The sequence below is a fragment of the Croceicoccus ponticola genome (assembly GCF_004004515.1).
Lineage (GTDB): Bacteria > Pseudomonadota > Alphaproteobacteria > Sphingomonadales > Sphingomonadaceae > Croceicoccus > Croceicoccus ponticola.
The window spans coordinates 283192-300527 of the sequence record NZ_RXOL01000002.1; the positions used below are offsets into that span (position 1 = coordinate 283192).

Below are 17336 nucleotides of genomic sequence, written 5' to 3' on the forward strand. Positions count from 1 at the left end.
GTCAGCGGCTGCCGGTGATCCGCGAAATCTCGTCCTGCACGATGCGCTCGACAATGCCTTCGAGATTGGCATCGAGCCACTCCTTCAGCAACGGCCGCAACATGTCGCGGACCGCGTCTTCGAGCGGGTGGGGCGTAGTCTCCGTCTTCGGCGCTGCGGCCGAAAAGTTGCTGAGAGCCGAAAGCTGATCGCGCATCGCAGCGGCGGTGGCGCCGGCGATCAGGCGATCCTCGCTTTCGCTAAAAATGGGTGAGGGCGCCGCCTCAGGCTTCGAAAGCGAATCGGGCTCGTGCATTTCCGATGCTGTCACCGCGACAGGCTCGTCGATATCGCCAGCCACATCCTCTTCCGGACCGGCAAATGCGGCGGGCAGCGGCACAGGCGCCGTGCCGATCGTCGCTTCGGGCTCTATCGCCCCGTCGTCGGGCGTCAGGTTGCCGAGATCGTAAACATCGTCGGCGTCTGAACCGTCATTCGTGGGTTCGGGCGCCGGATCGGACACGCTTTGCGACGTTGCGGCATAGCGTGCAAACGTATCGCGCGGCGCAAAGGTGCGGGCATTGCCGAACGATGGCGTCGCGCCGGCCTGTCCGCCAAGCGCTTCGTCATCGCGCGAGATGACTTTTTTGATCGAGCGCAGAATATCCTCGACCGAGGGTTCGCCGTCCTTCTGCACGCTCGACGCTCCTGTTGTCCGATTGGCCTGTTCGCTGGATCGCGGGCCGGGTTGCGGAATTAATTGCCCAGAATGTCTGCGTCTTGGGCAGGCGTGTCAACGGTGCGAGTCGACTGTGCCACAGGGTCAGGCTCCATCCGCCAGTCGAAGATCGCGCCCTTGACGCTATCGTAATGCACGGTCGGATCGTACAGCGGTCCCACATCGAAATTAAGGTCTTCCGCCTCTGCCTTGCCCATTGCGGCAAGCAGCGAGAATCCGGCGACATAGGCGTTGCGCTGCGCGGTGACCAATTGCACCTGCGTCGACAGCAATTCGCGTTCGGCATCGAGGATGTCGAGGATCGTGCGATTGCCCACGGTGTTTTCCGCGCGCACGCCTTCAAGGCTGAGCGCGGCGGCGGATACGGCGGTGGTGGTGGCCTCGATCACTTCGTTCGCGGCGATCCATGCGGAATAGGACGCACGGGTCTGCGCGATAACGTCGCGTTCGATCGCGATTTCGGTTTCCATCGTCGATTGCGAACGGGCCTGCGCCTGCCGTTCGAGCGCGGCGGGAAGGCCGCCTTGGAACAGCGGCACGGTCAGCCGCGCCCCGGCCTGCGCCGTCGTTTCCGACTGGCTGAACGCGCCCGACGAACCGCCGCCCAGCGTACCGAAGTAATCCGTGTAGTTGCCGCCGGTGAACAGTTCTACCCGCGGCAGGCGTGTCGATCCGGCAACGTCGATGTCGTATTTCGAAGCCTGGCTGCGTTCGCGCGCGGCGAGGAGGTCTGGATTGTTGGCCAGCGCCACGTCGACCGCTTCGTCAGGGCTGGCGGGAAGACCTGGCAGCGGCGGGGGCGGTTGCAGCGCGACCGGCGGCTTGCCGACCAACTGGATATAGCGTTCGCGACTGGAAATGAGGTTCGACTGCGAAGTCAGGAAATCGCTGCGCGCGATGGCGAGGCGCGAATCGGATTGCGCCACGTCGGTCCGGGTAATGTCGCCGATTTCGAACCGATCCTGCGTCGCTTGCAGGTTCACGCCCAGCGTGTCGACGTTCTGCCGGTTGAGTTGCACCACCGCGGAATCGCGGATCACGTCCATATAGGCGGCGACGGTCTGGGCGAAGATGCCCGACTCGGTCGCCTTCAGATCGGCGCGCCCCGCCTGCACCCGCTGTTTCGCGGCACGCACGGAGTTCTTTACCGCGCCGCCAGAATAGACCGGTACCGAGAGTTCGAGCCCGGCGCTCAACGCGCGGTCGGGCGCGGTGAAGCTGGAGCTGCTTTGCTTCAGATATTCAGTGTACTGCGCGCTGCCGCCCACGCTGGGCAAGCCGTCGGACCGTTCGATCGGCACGGTTTCGTCCGTCGCGCGAAGATCGGCGCGGGCGGCCTGCAACGTCGGGTTGGTCTGATAGGTCAATGCCAGCGCTTCTTGCAGCGTATCGGCAAGGGCCTGACCCGGAACGCACAACGCGGCGCCCGCCAGAAGGGCGGCTGCGCCCGATCGCAAGGTCATCAGAAGGACCACCCCTTTGCGGCGGCAAAGGCAGTCAGGACCGGCATTGCGATGTCGGCGACCGGGCGCATCGCGATGGCCTTGCCGGAACGACGGCCGACTGCGACGCGGGTCACGCCCCGATCGACGGTGCCTGTGACGATGCGGCCATCGTCGGCCAATTGCTGCGCGAAAGACTTGGGCAGGTCTTCGACCGCACCGTCGATGATGATGAGATCATAGGGGCCGCCCCGCTTCCAACCATCATTCAGCGGACAATTGTGCCAGCTTCCCGCCTTGGTCCCGGCTACTCCGGCAAGGCGGGAGTCATCCTCCACCACGTCGAGCGAGGCGACGAGCGGCGCGAGCACTGCGGCAAGATAGCCGGTGCCGCCGCCGACGAGCAGGGTTTTGTCGGTCGGTTTGGGCATCGCTTCTGAGACGAGGCGCGCCTGACTGAGCGGTGCGGAGAGCGAGCGCCCTTCGCCCAGCGGCAGGGAACGGTCGACATAAGCGATCGCGCGCTGGTCGCCGGCGACGTAGTTTTCACGCGGAACTGCATCGAATGCGGCGAGGATGATTGGATCGTTGATGCCGCTCACGCGCAGCTGACTGTCGATCATCGCGCGGCGGGCGCGGGTGAAATCGCCGGCAGAAGCGGTGGTTGGGGCGGAAGCAGCGGCAGCGGTGGCCATCGCGGATGCACTCTCTTTGCTTGTGGACGGGCACCGCGAAGGGCACTGTCCTATCCTGCTAACACGGTTGCGCTTTCGGCGCGGCGGCGTCAAGCCGCTTGCCCGCGGGCCCTACGCCATTAGCCGCCCGTCGCCAAGCCCGCCCTTCGCATCCACGGCATCTTGGCAGCGCGGGACACCGGGGCTAAGGCCCGCGCATTGGTTTTCAGGCAAGCATAGGGGCCGACGATGTCCGACATGGTGATGATCGAGGAACAGGATCTGATCGACAGCGTCGCCGACGCGCTGCAATACATCAGTTACTACCACCCGATGGACTACATCAAGTCGCTGGGCGAGGCCTACGAAGCGGAGCAGAACCCGGCGGCCAAGGACGCCATTGCGCAGATCCTGACCAACAGTCGCATGTGCGCCGAAGGGCATCGCCCGATCTGCCAGGACACCGGCATCGTCAACGTCTTCATCAAATGGGGCCAGAACTGCCGCCTCAATTCGAAGATGAGCCTGCAGGACGTCGTCGATGAAGGCGTGCGCCGGGCTTACAACAATCCCGAAAACAAGCTTCGCGCCTCGATCCTCGCCGATCCGGCCTTCACGCGTCGCAATACCAAGGACAACACCCCTTGCGTCCTGTCGGTGGACATGGTGCCGGGCGACACGGTGTCGATCGACGTCGCGGCCAAGGGCGGCGGCAGCGAGAACAAGTCCAAGTTCAAGATGATGAACCCGTCCGACAACATCGTCGACTGGGTGCTGGAAATGCTGCCGCAGATGGGTGCGGGCTGGTGCCCGCCCGGCATGCTGGGCATCGGCATCGGCGGAACGGCCGAACATTGCATGAAGCTGGCGAAGCAAAGCCTGATGGACCCGATCGACATGGGTCAGTTAAAGGCACGCGGGGCGCAGACCGATATCGACCGGATGCGCATCGAGATCTATGACAAGGTCAATGCGCTGGGCATCGGGGCACAGGGGCTGGGCGGACTGTCCACCGTGCTCGACGTCAAGATCTACGACTGGCCCTGCCACGCCGCGGGCAAACCGGTTGCCATGATCCCGAACTGCGCCGCTACCCGTCACGCGCACTTCACGCTGGACGGCAGCGGCCCCAGCTTTATCGATCCGCCCAGGCTGGACGAGTGGCCGAACGTCGGTTGGACCCCTTCGGCCGATGCGAAGAAGGTCGATCTCGACCATTTGACCCACGAGGAAGTGAAAAGCTGGCAGCACGGCGACCGATTGCTGCTGTCGGGCCACATGCTCACGGGCCGCGACGCGGCGCACAAGCGCATCGCCGACATGTTGGCCAAAGGCGAGGAACTGCCGGTCGATTTCAAGGGGCGTGCTATCTATTACGTCGGCCCGGTCGATCCGATCGTGGGCGAAGTCGTCGGCCCCGCCGGCCCCACCACCGCGACGCGGATGGACAAGTTTACCGACCAGATGCTCCAGCTTGGCCTGTTGGCCATGATCGGCAAGGCCGAACGCGGTCAGGGCGCGACCGACGTCATCGCCGAACACAAGGTCGCCTATCTCATGGCAGTCGGCGGCGCGGCCTATCTCGTCGCCCGGGCGATCAAGGAAGCCAAGGTCGTCGCGTTCGAGGATCTGGGCATGGAAGCGATCTATGAATTCAAGGTCGAGGACATGCCGGTCACCGTCGCGGTCGATTCCGAAGGGCGCAATGTCCACCGTCTCGCCCCGCTGGTCTGGCGCGAAAAGATCGCCCGGGAACATCTCCTTCCCGGCACCTGACCTGCGCTGTGAAAGAAGCGGCCGGGGCATAACGGCCCGCGCCGGGCGTTCTTTCGACAAAGCGCGGACTGGCTTCGACCGGGGTCGTCGCGGCACTGGTGCGTGGGCCGCGGCCGCCCTATCACGATGGCGTGAACACAGATAAAGCACCATCCGGCAGGCCCGGCGAAACGACCGAAGATGGCGGTGTCGGCCTGACGACAGTGCTGGTTTCCATGGTCATCCTGTGGGCGGCCTATTTCGCAATGGCCACTGCCCGCGGGCTCGTGCTGGAATTCGATTACCAGCAGGCCCTGCTCACTCGCCGCTTCGTCGTGGCGCTGGCAGGCGTGTGCGTCACCGTATTGCTGTGGCTTTTGCTGCGCGGGTTCGATCATCGCCGCATGGGCTTGCGTATTTTCGTGGCCGTGCTGGCCGCCGCGCCTGCGTCGCTGCTGCTCGCCTTCATCAACCAGCAGGCCTTTGCCGATGTCGAAGCGCTGATCGTGAAGAGCGTCGGCGACGACCAAGGCGTTCGCATCCGCCGGGATGAGGCGGGCAATCTGCTGGTCGACGTGCCCGGGGTGCCGAGCGAAGATGTACCGCCGATGCCACCCCCAATGCCGCCGACGCCGCCGGAACCCGTCGCAGGGACGGCCGGGCAAGCGACGTCCGCGCCATCGCCGCGGGTCGTGACCGAGGAAATCGTAGGACCGGTGCAACGCGGGGCCGGGCAGTCGGCAATCGCGGCCCCGGCAGATATGGTCAAGCTGGACGAGCCATTGCGCCGCAAATTGATGTGGCAGCAACTGACGGACATCGCGCTGGGCCGCTATTACCTGCTCCTGACGTGGTGCGCGCTCTATATCGCGATGAGCCAGGCGGTGAAGGCACGCGTGGCCGAACGGCGCGAAGGCGAATATCGCCGCGCGGCCAAGGCGGCGGAACTGCGATCGCTGCGTTATCAGGTCAATCCGCACTTCCTGTTTAACACGTTCAATTCGCTGTCGGCGCTGGTCATGACGAACCGGAACGAACAGGCCGAAACGATGATCCAGACGATCAGCACGTTCTATCGCCGGTCGCTGTCGGGCGATCCGACGCATGACGTTCAGCTGTCGGAAGAAATCGAACTGCAGCGGCTGTACTTGCAGATAGAGGCTGTGAGATTCCCGGATCGCCTGCGGGTGCAGATCGACGTACCGCACGATTTGTCCACCGCGCGAGTTCCGGGCATGATCCTTCAGCCGCTGGTGGAAAATTCGGTCCGCTATGCCGTGGCGTCGGTCAATCGCCCGGTAACGATCCGGCTGACAGCGGCAGAGGAATATGAACGGCTGGTCATCACGGTGTCCGATGACGGGCCGGGGGCCGGGGCGGACGACGGCCAGCACGGCTTCGGAATCGGGCTGGACAACGTGCGCAACCGACTGAAGGCCCGGTTCGGCGACGATGCGACAGTAGTCAGCGGGCCTGGGGTTAGCGGGCCTGGCGACAGCGGGCTGGGGAGCAGCGGTTGGCGGACGGTGATCCGGATGCCGCTGTCCTTTTCGGCCGAGGGGGAATGAAACGATGTCCGGGGGGACGACACATATGGGAAGCGATGCGGGCAAGACGCTGGCGACGCTGATCGTGGATGACGAACCGCTGGCGGTGGAACGGATGCAGGTTATCTGCGCCCGCATGCCGCAATTGCGCATTGTCGGCACCGCCGGCGACGGCGCTGCGGCGTTGCGGATGATAGAAGCGCTGACCCCCGATCTCGTCCTGCTCGACATGACGATGCCGCATGTCGACGGGCTTTCCGTCGCGCGGCGGATCGCAGAAAAAGTGCCGGACCCGGCGGATCGGCCCGCGGTCGTATTCGTCACGGCACACGACAGTTTTGCGGTCGAAGCGTTCGATCTCGACGCGGTGGATTACGTGCTCAAGCCCGTGGCGCAGGATCGGCTTGGCCGCGCCATCGATCGCGCTTTCGCCAGCCGGTCCAACGCCGGAAAATCGCCGCAGCCGACCCGGTGGATCGAGGAATTCTGGGTTCCGCACCGATCCGAACTGCTGCGCATCGCGGCACGCGACGTGCATCGCATCGATGCGGAGCGCGATTACGTGCGGCTCCATGTCGGTGATGGCAGCCATCTGCTGCTGGAAACCATCGGCGCGCTGGAAGAAAGGTTGGACCCCGAACGGTTCATTCGCGTCCATCGATCCACGATCCTGCGGCGCGATTTCATCACTGGCCTGCGCCACGAAGGACTGGGCGTATGGTCTGCCGAAATCGACAAGGGCGAACCCGTCCGCATCGGGCGCACGCATCTGAAAGCAGTCAAGGCGATGGCCGGACGCTGAACCCCGAAGACTTCCGAAAGAATAGGCGGTCGCCTTGCGTGGCGCCGCCCTGGATCGTGTTTTGTAAGCTTCCCATGCCTTGGGCAGGGAACGCCAGTCGGGATTGGTAAAAGCCCCGGCCGGGGGACTGGTCCGGCCGGGGCTCAGGTAATCGGCAGCTCGGGATCAGCCGCCAAAACGCGAATTGGCAATCTTCTGAGCCATTTGCGTCTTTGCCTTTGCCTGCGCGGTACGGACGCAAGCGGTTTGTTCTTCGGGCGAAACGAGCTGGCCGTTTTCGGCGTAGAGGCAGGCCTGGTACGTGGCCGAGCGGACGCGCTTCTTCATTTCGGTCGCGCCCTGATCGGTGGCGAGGTTGAGATCGCCGACCGCGACGCGGACGATGGTTCCGGAATTCGTTTCGCCGGCCAGCGCGGTGGCGGGTGCGGCGAGAATGGCGAGGCCGGCGATGGCCGGTACAATTAAGGTCTTGAACATCTGATTTCCCCCCAGGAAATGAAACTGTCGGTTGGCTCTTCGATGATCTTCTTATGGATCATCGTGGCGGTATCGTCCGTCACAAGTCTGTGAAGGTGTGCGAAGATCCGACAGACGCCGTTTGCTGTCGACGAACGACAATCGCCAATCGACGAGCGCCTTTACTTTTTGCAAACCATCTAGTCCACAAGTATTCCAAGATAATTATGCAGTAGTCACAAAAGAAACGTATAGTAATGACAATGCTATAAGTAACGACTTGTCTTTTGTTGCATCTGACTGAACATTCGAACTGCAAATTACGCGTTCCATCGAAACACAACGCGTCGCCAAGTCATGGCGCGCGCTATTGCCACGACGCTGGACGGCGTCATTCCATCAGGATTTCGCTTTCCACCCGATACCGCATGGTGCCGATAGAGTGCGGCCGCCGGGAACCGAGAGCATGGTTGGCGTTTTCCAGTGCCATGGCGAACGCGCAAAAGACCTGGTTGGTCATCAACCCCGACAGTGGCAGTTATGACGCAAAGGCGTTCGACGCCCTGTGCGCGTCATTTGCCGAACACGCGATCGAGCTTGACCGGGTGGTCCAATTTCCGTCCGAAGACCTGCCGACCATCGCCCAACTCGATGCGGCCGATGTCGATCTTGTCACGATATATACAGGTGATGGCACCATCAATGCGCTGGTCACGGCCCTTTATGGCTGGGGCGGTTCGATACTGATCCTGCCGGGTGGGACCATGAACCTGCTTTCGATCCGGCTGCATGGCGACGTCGACAGCGACACGATCGTCGCGCGCGTCGCCGAAGGCCAGTTCCGATCCCTGCGCCCCAGCGTCGTACGGTGCGAAGCGGGCGATGCTCTGGCCGGCCTGATGGTCGGACCCGGCACGGCATGGGGCGACGTGCGCGAAGCGATGCGCAAGTTCGACGTACTGGGCGTCGCCAGCGGCGCGGCTACCGCCATCGGTCAATCAACCGCCGGGGTTAAGGTGCGCGTTGTGGAACCGGAAATCGGCGAACCGGACGGATACCCGCTGATCGTCATGACGCCCGAACAGGGGAATATATCGGTCGCGGCCTATCACTCGACCACCGTTGCCGAGTATGCCCAGCAAGGTGTCGCCCTGCTGAAGCGAGATTTCCGCGAAGGGCCGCACGACGATTTGGGGACATTCGAAACGATGACTCTGGCCAGTGCCGATAGCGAACCGTTGCAAATCCTGATCGACGGTGAGGGCGCGACGCTTGATCCCCGCGCCCGTTTCTGGGTCGCGCCGTGCGAGGTTGATATCATCGTGACCGTTCGGGAAGATGAAGGCGTTCAGGCCGATGCGGGGACCGGAGATCATGCATGAATGATGCCGCCGTTACGGGCGAACGGTTGCTGTTTCACCTTAGCGACATTCATTTTGGACTGGCCGATGAACGTGCGCTGGCATGGGTCGCGTCCGAAATCGCATCTCGCCGCCCGGACGCGGTGGCCATTACCGGCGATCTGACCATGCGGGCGCGGCAACGCGAATTTGACGCCGCCTGCCTCTGGATCCGCGCTTTGGACGTGCCGGTAACTGTCGAGGTGGGCAATCACGACATGCCCTATTTCAACCCGATCGAGCGGTTCTTTGCGCCATATCGCCGCTTTCGCGCCATCGAAGATCTGGTCGAGCGGGAAATCGAGCTTCCCGGAGCGGCGATCGTGCCGTTGAAGACGGCGGCGCGGGCACAATGGCGGATGAATTGGTCGAAGGGCTGGGTCACGTCGGGTGCGCTGGGCGAATGCCTTGCCGCGATCGATGCCTTGCCGACAGGAACGCGGGCAATCGTCGCCTGTCACCATCCGCTTGTCGAAGTCGGCACGCGGGGTACGGCCCTGACTCGCGGTGGCGACAAGGCGCTGGCCGAATTGGCGAAGCGCAACGTGATCGCGGTGCTGTCGGGTCACGTACACGATGCGTTCGACCTTGTCCGGCAGACGCCCAACGGGCCGGTGCGGATGATCGGGGCGGGTACGCTGTCGCAACGGCTGCGGTCCACTCCACCCAGTTTCAACGAATTGCACTATGCCAACGGCGACATCCGCGTGACGGTGCGCAATCTGGAAGATGTGCCGAGCGCGGACATGATGATCGCCGACGTGCCCGAAAACGCCATGCCCCCACGGGAGCCCGGCGAACCCGTGGCGCCAGTGGGCCGGGTTCCGGCCAAGGACCCGCCAGTCCACTGATCATGCGCCCACCGATTGCGCCCCAACAGGCCAAATACGAAAAGGCCCGCCGGACACAGGTTCCGGCGGGCCTTTTCGTTTTTGTTGCGGCAAACGTCAGTTCGAAACGGCGGCCCCGGCTTCGGCAACTGGCGTCATGACCTGCGCATCGGCGGCGTCGGCACCCTGGGGCGCTTCTTCGGCTGCCGGCTCGGCGGCGTCACCTTCGGCTGCGTCAGGCGCTTCGGGCGTCGGCAGCGGCAGGTTCGACCCTTGTGCATTCAGATATGCGATCATGTTGGCGCGATCTTCAGGCTTGGAAAGGCCCGCGAAGCTCATCTTCGTGCCGTTTGCGAAAGCCTTGGGACTGGCGAGCCATGCGTCCATGTTCTCGAACGTCCATTGGCCGCCATGGCCCGACAGGGCAGACGAGAACGCATAGCCGCCCTTGCCCCCGCCGATCGTTTCGCCCATCGTGGCATAGAGGTTCGGGCCGATGCCGTTAGCGCCGCCCTGCGTTACCGAGTGGCAGGCGCTGCACTTGGCGAACAGCTTTTCGCCCGCTGCGACGTCGGCGGTCGCGAGCAAGGTCGCAAGACTCGGCCCGGATGCGCCTTCGCCTTCGCCCTCGGCGGCGACGATCTGGTAACCCGGCTCGTGCGGGGCATGCGGCTTGTCAGCCATGAAAATGCGGCCGCTCACGCTCGAAAGGCCGATGGCTACGATGCCCCCGAAAAGGGCCCAGCCGGCAATGGTGTTGAACTTGTCGCTCATTTGGAAAGCCCGTCGCGATGTCCCTGTCACAACCCCCGAACGGAGGTTCGCGCGCCGCTCTAGTTGCAGCCGTGCCCCAGCGCAAGGGCCATTGCGCCCGAAATGCGGCATTGCGGCAAGCCTCGCGTCCGGGACATCGGGCACGGACGGGCTTGGCACGGGCGTCGCACGGGCCTAACGCACCCCCCGCCATGCAAAGTTATCCTGCCCCCGCCCTCGCCCTCGCCGAGGAAATGAACCGTGCCGCCGCCGCCGATCCCGCACGGGCGGTGTCGTTTCAGGGTGCGCCCGGCGCAAATTCGCACATCGCAGCACTGCGCCACGATCCCAACTGCCTGCCGATGCCGTGCTATTCCTTCGCCGACGCGATCGACGCGGTGCGCGACGGGCTGGCCGACCGGGCGATCATCCCAATCGAAAACAGCGCAAACGGACGTGTCGCGGACATTCACTTCCTGCTGCCCGAATCGGGGTTGTCGATCACGGGTGAACATTTCATGCCGATCACCCATACGCTGATGGCGGTGGGCAAAGGACCGTTCATGGCGGCGATCAGCCATACGCAGGCTTTGGGCCAGTGCCGCGGCTGGCTGCGCAAGCACGGCATTGTGCCGATGGAATATGCCGATACCGCCGGTGCCGCCGCCAAAGTGGCGCAGGATCGCGACCCGACGGTTGCCGCCATCGCGCCACCACTGGCCGCGAAACTTTATGATCTGGACGTCGTGGCCGAAGCGATCGAGGACGAGCACGACAACATGACGCGGTTCGTCATCCTGTCGCGCGCGCCGCTGGATCCGGCGGAGATTGAGGGGCCGGCGATGACGACGTTCGTTTTCGCCGTCCGCAACATTCCGGCCGCGCTTTACAAGGCGCTGGGCGGATTTGCGACTAACGGGGTCAACATGACCAAGCTGGAATCCTATCAGGAAGGCGCCAGCTTCGCCGCGACGCGCTTTTTCTGCGACATCGTGGGCAAGCCCGGCGACCCTGCGGTCGATCTCTCGCTCGAAGAACTGGGCTTCTATTCCAAGAACTTGCGCCTGTTAGGGTGCTATCCGATGGAGCGTGAGCGCACCTGATTGCCGTAGATCGCGGTTTCGTGAAGGCCGGAGGCATCGGCGCGTCCCCGGAACATGCCGGGCGTGTTGAACGCAAACCCCGCGCTGCCGTCGTGCGCCGCAAAAATCACGCCGCCGTCTCCGCCCATCGCGCCCACTTCGGCCATGACCGCGTCGACCGCCTGTTGCGCGGTTTCGCCCAGCAGCCGCATGCGCGCCGCGATTTCGTGCGCGGCGGCATTGCGGATGAACACCTCTCCCGTGCCGGTGGCGGACACGGCGCAGGCGCGATCGTCGGCATAAGTGCCCGCGCCGATCACCGGCGAATCGCCGATCCGGCCCCAACGTTTGCCGGTCAGCCCGCCGGTGCTGGTCGCCGCGGCGACATGACCGCTTGCATCGACCGCCACCGCGCCGACCGTCCCGTACTTGAGATCGGCATCGAACCAGCCGGTCTTGCGTTCCTTGAACTCCTCCCACTGCCGCCGGCGTTCGGCGGTTGCGAACCATTCGCTATCGGCTTGTTCCAGTCCCATTTCTGAGCTGAACCGGTTCGCGCCTTCGTGGCTGAGCAGGACGTGAGGCGACTTTTCCATCACGGCCCGCGCCGCTCGGACAGGGTTTTTCGTATTGGTCAGGCCCGCGATCGCGCCTGCCGAACGGGTCGTACCGTCCATGACAGCGGCGTCCATTTCGTTGCGGCCTTCGAACGTGAAAACCGATCCGCGCCCTGCGTTGAACAGCGGGTTGTCTTCCAGCACCATCACCGCCGCTTCCACCGCGTCCAGCGCGCTGCCGCCGTCCGCCAGCACGGCCGACCCGGCGGCCAGCGCCGATTCGAGCCCGGCATGGCACGCATCTTCGTGTTCCGGCGTGAACATGCCCGGCGCCATGGCTCCCGCGCCGCCGTGAATGGCCAGGGTCCAGGGTGATTTCGGGTCGCTCATGCTCTTCTCCGCAAGCCTGAAGCCTCAGGCAATTGACAACCGTGTCCACTTGAACGCAACGCGCCGGTTGCGCCACCCCCTGCGCAAGTACATGGCTTAGGGGGCATGGCGTATGGGGCAGGGCGAGTGCCTGAATGATCGGACGGAGTCGAAGTGATGGTCGTTGAAACCGGGCCTTCCGCCCTAGCGCGGGCGAAAGCTGGCGCGATCACATTTCGGGAAGCCTCGATGGACGATCGCGACGCGCTGGTCGCGCTGGGCCGGGCAAGCTTCGATGCGGCGTTCGGCCATCTCTACAGCGCCAAAAACCTCGCCAGCTTCCTCCATTCCGCGCACTCCCCCGAAAAGATCGCGCAGCAAATCGCGGATCGCAACGTGGTCTACCGCCTTGCCTTTCGGGGGGAGCGGCTGGTCGGATATTGCAAGCTCGTCGAAGGCGCGCAGTTCGGCGGCCATTCCGACGCCGCACGCCCCATTGCGCTGTCGCAGCTTTATACCGATGCCGGATCGACCGGGAACGGCATCGGCAGCGGCCTGATGGAATGGGTGCTGGCAGAAGCAAAGACGCGCCGGGCCGATGCGATACAGCTTTCGGTTTGGGCGGAAAACCTCGGCGCGCAGCGGTTTTACCAGCGGCACGGCTTTGCCAAGATCGCGGACATCGACTTCTGGGTCGGCGATCACCGCGACGACGAATTCCTGTACGAACGGAAGCTCTAGATCCGCTCTATCGCAAAGGACTGGCATGTGCGGTCCGCCGGTAGGTTGATGGGCGCATAGCAAACCCTCGCCTCGCGCTTTTCGCCGGGCCGAAGGTTCTGGAATACCGCGAGTACCCGCTTGGTTTCGCCCCCCGCGATGACGTGCTGCTCCGCCGGCAGCAGGCGCACGCCACCCGCCGGCGTTTCCGAGGCCGCGCCGATGGCGAAGACCCTGAACGTGCGCCGGGCATTGTCGGCATTGTGCACTTCGACAAACACCGATTCCATCGAACTCGACGTCGTGCGGGTGGTGATCGAATCACCGTCCCCGCCAAAGCCAACCGTTGGAACCAGCGCGAGCGTCAGCACGACCACCGGGATGGCGAGCAACTCCTTGATGCGACCGAATCCTTTTGCCCCATTTGGGGTGAAAGGGTCGGTCTCCGGCGTGAAGATCGGGCGCGCGACCGGTTAGGTATTGGTCCCTAACGTCGCGCTGCCAGGCTTCAGAACCATTTCCACCGATAGAACAGGACAAGCTGCAGGATCAGGATCATGCCGCACATCCCGCTGACGACCCAGAACGCCTGCGGATCGTTCATGCCCGGAATGCCGCCGACATTGATGCCCAGAAGTCCGGTGACGAAACCCAAAGGCAGGAAGATCGCAGCCACTATGGTCAACAGGTAGCTCGTCCGTTCGGAACGGGATGCGGCGCGGGCGCGGATGTCGTCCTGCAGGACAACCGCGCTTTCCTTCGAAATGTCGATATCGTCGAGATAGCGGGACAGACGCTCGATCGTTTCTGCGATTTCGCGCCGGTCGTGATCTTCGAACCAGTCGGGGGCATCGCGGCTGATCCGTTCCAGCGCCTCGTGCTGGGGGCTCATGTGGCGTTTGAGCGCGAGGCAATTGCGCCGGATCTTCGCGATCTTTTCCAGCACGCGTTCCGTATCGACGTCGAGATCGGCATCCTCCATCTGGTCGATATGATCGTTCATATCGATGATCGAACGGTTCATGCGCGCGATCATGAATTCGATCAGCGAGGTAATCAGCGCGCCCGCATCGGACGGGCCGAACCCGCCGTCGATTTCCGCCAGAGTGTCGCGCGGCGTCTGGAGAGGAAAGCGCCGCAGCGTGATGACCCTCTTCCCATCGCTCCACAACTGCATCGAAACCATGTCTTCGGGTTCGGCATTGGGGTTGAAATTGATGCCGCGCAGCGTGGCGACCAGCGTGTCGCCTTCGCGAAAGGCGCGCGGGCGGGTCTGGTCGGACACCAGCAATTCGGCGGTCGGTTCGGAAATGGCCAGCGAAGTTTCAAGCCATTCCTGCACGCCCGGCCGGTTGCGGCACAGATGAAGCCAGATCATTTCGCCCGGAACGCCCGGCGACCAATCCTGCGCTTCGTCCCATGTCACCTCGCGTCCGCCCCCCTTGCCGTCGAGCACGCGCCCGAACAGCAGGGCGTCGCCACACCCCTCGCTCCGCTTGTCGCCGGAGCCGCCGTCGGAACCGGCATCGGCGCGATCGCCGGACAGGTCATCGGTCAGCTCGACTTCGTTCATGGGCTCTCCCGCATCTGTCGCGCCGATCATTTGTCGCGACATGGTCATCGCCGGCATCTATGCCCGCAGGCGGCGCATTTTCCTAACGCCCTCGAAACTGCTAGGAAACGCACCATGTTGAGATTTCGGTACGTTCGCGACGTCATTATCGATGTCGGACAGCGCCGTGCGTCAAATTCGAAAGGTTACGGGCCAAATTTATGAACGCGATCCGCCCATGGCGCACGATCGAGCGTCGCAAGAGCCGGCAGATCATGGTCGGCAAGGTTCCGGTCGGCGGCGACGCGCCGATCACCGTGCAGACGATGACCAACACGCCGACTGAAGATATCGGCGCGACGATCGACCAGATTCGCCGGTGCGAAGAGGCGGGGGCCGATATCATCCGCGTGTCCTGTCCGACCGAAGAATCGACCGCGCATTTCGACCAGATCACCCGCGCCGCCGAAGTGCCCATCGTTGCCGACATCCATTTCCATTACAAACGCGCATTGGAAGCGGCGGACAAGGGCGCGGCGTGCCTGCGCATCAATCCGGGCAATATCGGCAGCAGTGCGCGCGTCGCCGAAGTGGTCCGTGCGGCGAAGGCCAATGGCTGCGCCATCCGCATCGGCGTGAACGCAGGGTCGCTGGAAAAGGACCTGCTCGAAAAATACGGCGAGCCGTGCCCCGAAGCGCTGGTCGAATCCGCGCTCGATCACATCAAGCTATTGCAGGACCACGATTTCCACGAATTCAAGGTCGCGGTGAAGGCCAGCGACATCTTCCTTGCCGTCGCCGCCTATCAGGGGCTGGCCGATGCGGTGGATTGCCCGCTGCATCTTGGCATCACCGAAGCGGGCGGGCTGATCGGCGGAACGGTCAAATCGTCCATCGGCATCGGCAACCTGTTGTGGGCCGGAATCGGCGACACCATTCGCGTCTCGCTTTCGGCGGAACCCGAACAGGAAGTGCGCGTCGGGTTCGAAATCCTCAAAGGGCTTGGCCTGCGCACCCGCGGTGTCCGCGTCGTGTCCTGCCCTTCCTGTGCGCGTCAGGGTTTCGACGTGATCCGCACGGTTCAGGCGTTGGAAGAACGGTTGCAGCACATCAAGGTGCCGCTCTCGCTCTCCGTCCTTGGCTGTGTCGTCAACGGGCCGGGAGAGGCGCGGGAAACCGACATTGGCGTGACTGGCGGCGGTAACGGCAAGCACATGGTCTATCTGTCGGGGGTTACCGATCATCACGTGCAATCGGCCGACATGCTCGACCACATTGTCGGACTGGTCGAAGCCAAGGCTGCCGAGATCGAAGCGGACATGACCGACGCAGGCAAGACGACGGAAGCGGCCGAATAGCCACTGCGTCAATGGGCGGTCCGTCGCCCGTTTACCGGATGTTCAACCCGCCCTGCCATCGTGGCGGGATGAAATGGGGAATGATCATCACGCTGGGGGCGCTGGCCTGTGGCATCGGGGCGTTCATGCCGAACGGTCCGATGGCCCCGGCGAGAGATCAATCGGCCAATTCCACCATACCGGTCGGCTTCGATCCCGCGACCGCGGATGCGCAAGGGTCGGCCCCCGATTACCTCAGCGGTGAAATGGTCCTCCAACAGCGGCAGGACGGGCATTTCTATGCCAGCCCCACCGTCAATTCGGTGCCGATCGAAGCGCTGGTTGATACCGGCGCCAGCGTGATCGCGCTGACCGGCGCGGATGCCGAAGCGATCGGGCTGAACTGGGACCAGAGCGACATCGGCATCATCGGGCGCGGCGCGAACGGGCCGATTCAGGGCGTGCAGGTCCGGCTGGACACTGTGCAGCTCGGCAATTTCGAAGTGCATGACGTCGACGCGATGATCATCCCCGAAGGGTTGCACGTCACCCTGCTGGGTCAGAGCTTCCTGTCGCGAATCCCGAATGTGGAGATCGCGAACGGCCAAATGAATCTGTCCGAATATTGAATGGGGCGCTTCGTCGCAGTTCAGTGCAAAGTCAGACGCGAAGTGTTATAAGATTCGCATGGTAAACGGGTTGAATCGACGCAACATCCTCAAGGGCGCAATCGCGGCAGGGGCAACCCTCGCGCTGCCGATGCGTACTTTCGCGCAGGCCAGCCCGCTGACCCCGCGCGACCGGGCAGTGCTCGACGTCGCGAAACGAGAGATCGAGCGGGCAGGCAGCGCTATCTGGCGCAAGGATGTCGCCGCCATTGCCGATTACGGCGTGCATTCCGCACTGCCACGTTTCCACTTCGCCAATGTAGAGGCGGGAACGGTACGCAGCTTCCTCGTCGCACATGGCACGGGTTCCGACCCCGAACACGATGGCTGGCTCAACGAATTTTCCAACACGCCCGGATCGAACGCGACCAGCCGTGGGTCTTACGTCACCTACGAATGGTACCGGGGCAAGTATGGCACCTCGATCCGGCTGGGCGGGCTCGATCCCGAAAACTCGAACGCACTGCCACGTGCCATCGTCGCGCATTCGGCGGACTACGCCCGCGCATCGCACATCTCGCAATTTGGCCGACTGGGCCGTTCCAACGGCTGTTTCGCGATGAGCCCCGACGATTTCAACGAGGCGCTGTGGCACCTTTCGGGCGGCCGGTTGATCTATTCCGACAGGCTAGGGCTGGGCTGAGCGCCGAGAAGGTCGGCTTTCGGGTGAGAGT

Annotated in this window: 18 protein-coding genes; 10 read left to right on the plus strand and 8 right to left on the minus strand. The window is 63.6% G+C overall.

Features of this window, described 5'->3' with window-relative positions:
• Window position 1 precedes the first annotated feature (1 nt).
• From EKN06_RS16080 to EKN06_RS07415, 3 genes are read right to left on the minus strand one after another with little or no spacing between them, the layout of a single operon-like run.
• Window positions 2-676: a DUF2497 domain-containing protein gene (locus tag EKN06_RS16080; RefSeq protein WP_127612254.1), complete on the minus strand. Its 675-nt coding sequence runs from the start codon at window positions 674-676 to the stop codon at window positions 2-4.
• Between the two features lie 59 nt (window positions 677-735).
• Window positions 736-2181 (minus strand): TolC family outer membrane protein, encoded by a 1446-nt coding sequence (locus EKN06_RS07410; RefSeq protein WP_127612255.1) that lies wholly within the window; start codon window positions 2179-2181, stop codon window positions 736-738.
• The gene (locus EKN06_RS07415; protein ID WP_240654662.1) at window positions 2181-2855 is read right to left on the minus strand and encodes a protein-L-isoaspartate O-methyltransferase family protein; all 675 of its coding nucleotides are present in this window, start codon (window positions 2853-2855) and stop codon (window positions 2181-2183) included. Before EKN06_RS07415 ends, EKN06_RS07410 begins: the two co-directional genes overlap by 1 nt.
• A 228-nt stretch (window positions 2856-3083) precedes the next feature.
• On the opposite strand from EKN06_RS07415, the gene EKN06_RS07420 reads away from it, so the two are divergent.
• The 3 genes from EKN06_RS07420 to EKN06_RS07430 all read left to right on the plus strand — a co-directional run bounded on the left by EKN06_RS07420 (window position 3084) and on the right by EKN06_RS07430 (window position 6938).
• The gene (locus EKN06_RS07420) at window positions 3084-4610 is read left to right on the plus strand and encodes a fumarate hydratase (protein WP_127612256.1); all 1527 of its coding nucleotides are present in this window, start codon (window positions 3084-3086) and stop codon (window positions 4608-4610) included.
• Window positions 4611-4741: 131 nt separating this feature from the next.
• Window positions 4742-6157, plus strand: a complete 1416-nt coding sequence (locus EKN06_RS07425) for a sensor histidine kinase (RefSeq protein WP_240654663.1) — start codon at window positions 4742-4744, stop codon at window positions 6155-6157.
• 25 nt (window positions 6158-6182) lie between these two features.
• Window positions 6183-6938: a LytR/AlgR family response regulator transcription factor gene (locus tag EKN06_RS07430; RefSeq protein ID WP_127612257.1), complete on the plus strand. Its 756-nt coding sequence runs from the start codon at window positions 6183-6185 to the stop codon at window positions 6936-6938.
• A gap of 165 nt (window positions 6939-7103) precedes the next feature.
• Here the strand turns inward: EKN06_RS07430 and EKN06_RS07435 are convergent, their stop codons facing one another.
• Window positions 7104-7415 carry a UrcA family protein gene (locus EKN06_RS07435; RefSeq protein WP_127612258.1) on the minus strand — a complete coding sequence of 104 codons (312 nt, stop codon included), beginning with the start codon at window positions 7413-7415 and terminating at the stop codon, window positions 7104-7106.
• A 467-nt stretch (window positions 7416-7882) separates the two neighbouring features.
• On the opposite strand from EKN06_RS07435, the gene EKN06_RS07440 reads away from it, so the two are divergent.
• On the plus strand, window positions 7883-8776 hold the full coding sequence (locus EKN06_RS07440) for a diacylglycerol/lipid kinase family protein (protein WP_164843985.1): 894 nt from the start codon (window positions 7883-7885) through the stop codon (window positions 8774-8776).
• Entirely contained in the window at window positions 8773-9645 is an 873-nt protein-coding gene (locus EKN06_RS07445) for a metallophosphoesterase family protein (protein WP_127612260.1), read from the plus strand. The genes EKN06_RS07440 and EKN06_RS07445 overlap by 4 nt, the downstream gene beginning before the upstream one ends.
• A 96-nt stretch (window positions 9646-9741) precedes the next feature.
• Here the strand turns inward: EKN06_RS07445 and EKN06_RS07450 are convergent, their stop codons facing one another.
• The gene (locus EKN06_RS07450; RefSeq protein WP_127612261.1) at window positions 9742-10398 is read right to left on the minus strand and encodes a c-type cytochrome; all 657 of its coding nucleotides are present in this window, start codon (window positions 10396-10398) and stop codon (window positions 9742-9744) included.
• Between the two features lie 191 nt (window positions 10399-10589).
• Here EKN06_RS07450 and EKN06_RS07455 point away from each other — a divergent pair, with 191 nt between their 5' ends.
• Window positions 10590-11480: a prephenate dehydratase gene (locus tag EKN06_RS07455; protein WP_127612262.1), complete on the plus strand. Its 891-nt coding sequence runs from the start codon at window positions 10590-10592 to the stop codon at window positions 11478-11480.
• Here EKN06_RS07455 and EKN06_RS07460 read toward each other — a convergent pair.
• On the minus strand, window positions 11453-12406 hold the full coding sequence (locus EKN06_RS07460; RefSeq protein ID WP_127612263.1) for an isoaspartyl peptidase/L-asparaginase family protein: 954 nt from the start codon (window positions 12404-12406) through the stop codon (window positions 11453-11455). The genes EKN06_RS07455 and EKN06_RS07460 overlap by 28 nt on opposite strands.
• 228 nt (window positions 12407-12634) lie before the next feature.
• Between EKN06_RS07460 and EKN06_RS07465 the strand changes: the two genes are divergently transcribed.
• Complete coding sequence (locus tag EKN06_RS07465) at window positions 12635-13126, plus strand: GNAT family N-acetyltransferase (protein ID WP_127612264.1); 492 nt, start codon at window positions 12635-12637, stop codon at window positions 13124-13126.
• Here EKN06_RS07465 and EKN06_RS07470 read toward each other — a convergent pair.
• Together EKN06_RS07470 and EKN06_RS07475 are read right to left on the minus strand one after the other, a co-directional pair.
• Window positions 13123-13497 carry a hypothetical protein gene (locus EKN06_RS07470; RefSeq protein ID WP_127612265.1) on the minus strand — a complete coding sequence of 125 codons (375 nt, stop codon included), beginning with the start codon at window positions 13495-13497 and terminating at the stop codon, window positions 13123-13125. The two genes, EKN06_RS07465 and EKN06_RS07470, sit on opposite strands and share 4 nt — an antisense overlap.
• Before the next feature lie 116 nt (window positions 13498-13613).
• Window positions 13614-14678: a zinc transporter ZntB gene (locus tag EKN06_RS07475; protein ID WP_127612266.1), complete on the minus strand. Its 1065-nt coding sequence runs from the start codon at window positions 14676-14678 to the stop codon at window positions 13614-13616.
• 200 nt (window positions 14679-14878) lie between these two features.
• Between EKN06_RS07475 and ispG the strand changes: the two genes are divergently transcribed.
• From ispG to EKN06_RS07490, 3 genes are read left to right on the plus strand one after another with little or no spacing between them, the layout of a single operon-like run.
• Complete coding sequence (ispG, locus tag EKN06_RS07480; protein WP_127612267.1) at window positions 14879-16015, plus strand: flavodoxin-dependent (E)-4-hydroxy-3-methylbut-2-enyl-diphosphate synthase; 1137 nt, start codon at window positions 14879-14881, stop codon at window positions 16013-16015.
• 38 nt (window positions 16016-16053) lie between these two features.
• Window positions 16054-16623 (plus strand): retropepsin-like aspartic protease family protein, encoded by a 570-nt coding sequence (locus EKN06_RS07485; RefSeq protein WP_164843986.1) that lies wholly within the window; start codon window positions 16054-16056, stop codon window positions 16621-16623.
• A gap of 58 nt (window positions 16624-16681) precedes the next feature.
• A complete protein-coding gene (locus tag EKN06_RS07490; RefSeq protein WP_127612269.1) occupies window positions 16682-17305 on the plus strand; it encodes a murein L,D-transpeptidase catalytic domain-containing protein in 624 nt (207 codons plus the stop codon).
• The last annotated feature ends 31 nt before the right edge of the window (window positions 17306-17336 follow it).

Coding starts and splice junctions, on each gene's coding strand:
- EKN06_RS07410 (WP_127612255.1), bottom strand. CDS start 2,181: ATGACCTTGCGATCGGGCGCAGCCGCCCTTCTGGCGGGCGCCGCGTTG.
- EKN06_RS07415 (WP_240654662.1), bottom strand. CDS start 2,855: ATGGCCACCGCTGCCGCTGCTTCCGCCCCAACCACCGCTTCTGCCGGC.
- EKN06_RS07420 (WP_127612256.1), top strand. CDS start 3,084: ATGTCCGACATGGTGATGATCGAGGAACAGGATCTGATCGACAGCGTC.
- EKN06_RS07430 (WP_127612257.1), top strand. CDS start 6,183: ATGGGAAGCGATGCGGGCAAGACGCTGGCGACGCTGATCGTGGATGAC.
- EKN06_RS07435 (WP_127612258.1), bottom strand. CDS start 7,415: ATGTTCAAGACCTTAATTGTACCGGCCATCGCCGGCCTCGCCATTCTC.
- EKN06_RS07440 (WP_164843985.1), top strand. CDS start 7,883: ATGGCGAACGCGCAAAAGACCTGGTTGGTCATCAACCCCGACAGTGGC.
- EKN06_RS07445 (WP_127612260.1), top strand. CDS start 8,773: ATGAATGATGCCGCCGTTACGGGCGAACGGTTGCTGTTTCACCTTAGC.
- EKN06_RS07450 (WP_127612261.1), bottom strand. CDS start 10,398: ATGAGCGACAAGTTCAACACCATTGCCGGCTGGGCCCTTTTCGGGGGC.
- EKN06_RS07455 (WP_127612262.1), top strand. CDS start 10,590: ATGCAAAGTTATCCTGCCCCCGCCCTCGCCCTCGCCGAGGAAATGAAC.
- EKN06_RS07460 (WP_127612263.1), bottom strand. CDS start 12,406: ATGAGCGACCCGAAATCACCCTGGACCCTGGCCATTCACGGCGGCGCG.
- EKN06_RS07465 (WP_127612264.1), top strand. CDS start 12,635: ATGGACGATCGCGACGCGCTGGTCGCGCTGGGCCGGGCAAGCTTCGAT.
- EKN06_RS07475 (WP_127612266.1), bottom strand. CDS start 14,678: ATGAACGAAGTCGAGCTGACCGATGACCTGTCCGGCGATCGCGCCGAT.
- ispG (WP_127612267.1), top strand. CDS start 14,879: ATGAACGCGATCCGCCCATGGCGCACGATCGAGCGTCGCAAGAGCCGG.
- EKN06_RS07485 (WP_164843986.1), top strand. CDS start 16,054: ATGTTCAACCCGCCCTGCCATCGTGGCGGGATGAAATGGGGAATGATC.
- EKN06_RS07490 (WP_127612269.1), top strand. CDS start 16,682: ATGGTAAACGGGTTGAATCGACGCAACATCCTCAAGGGCGCAATCGCG.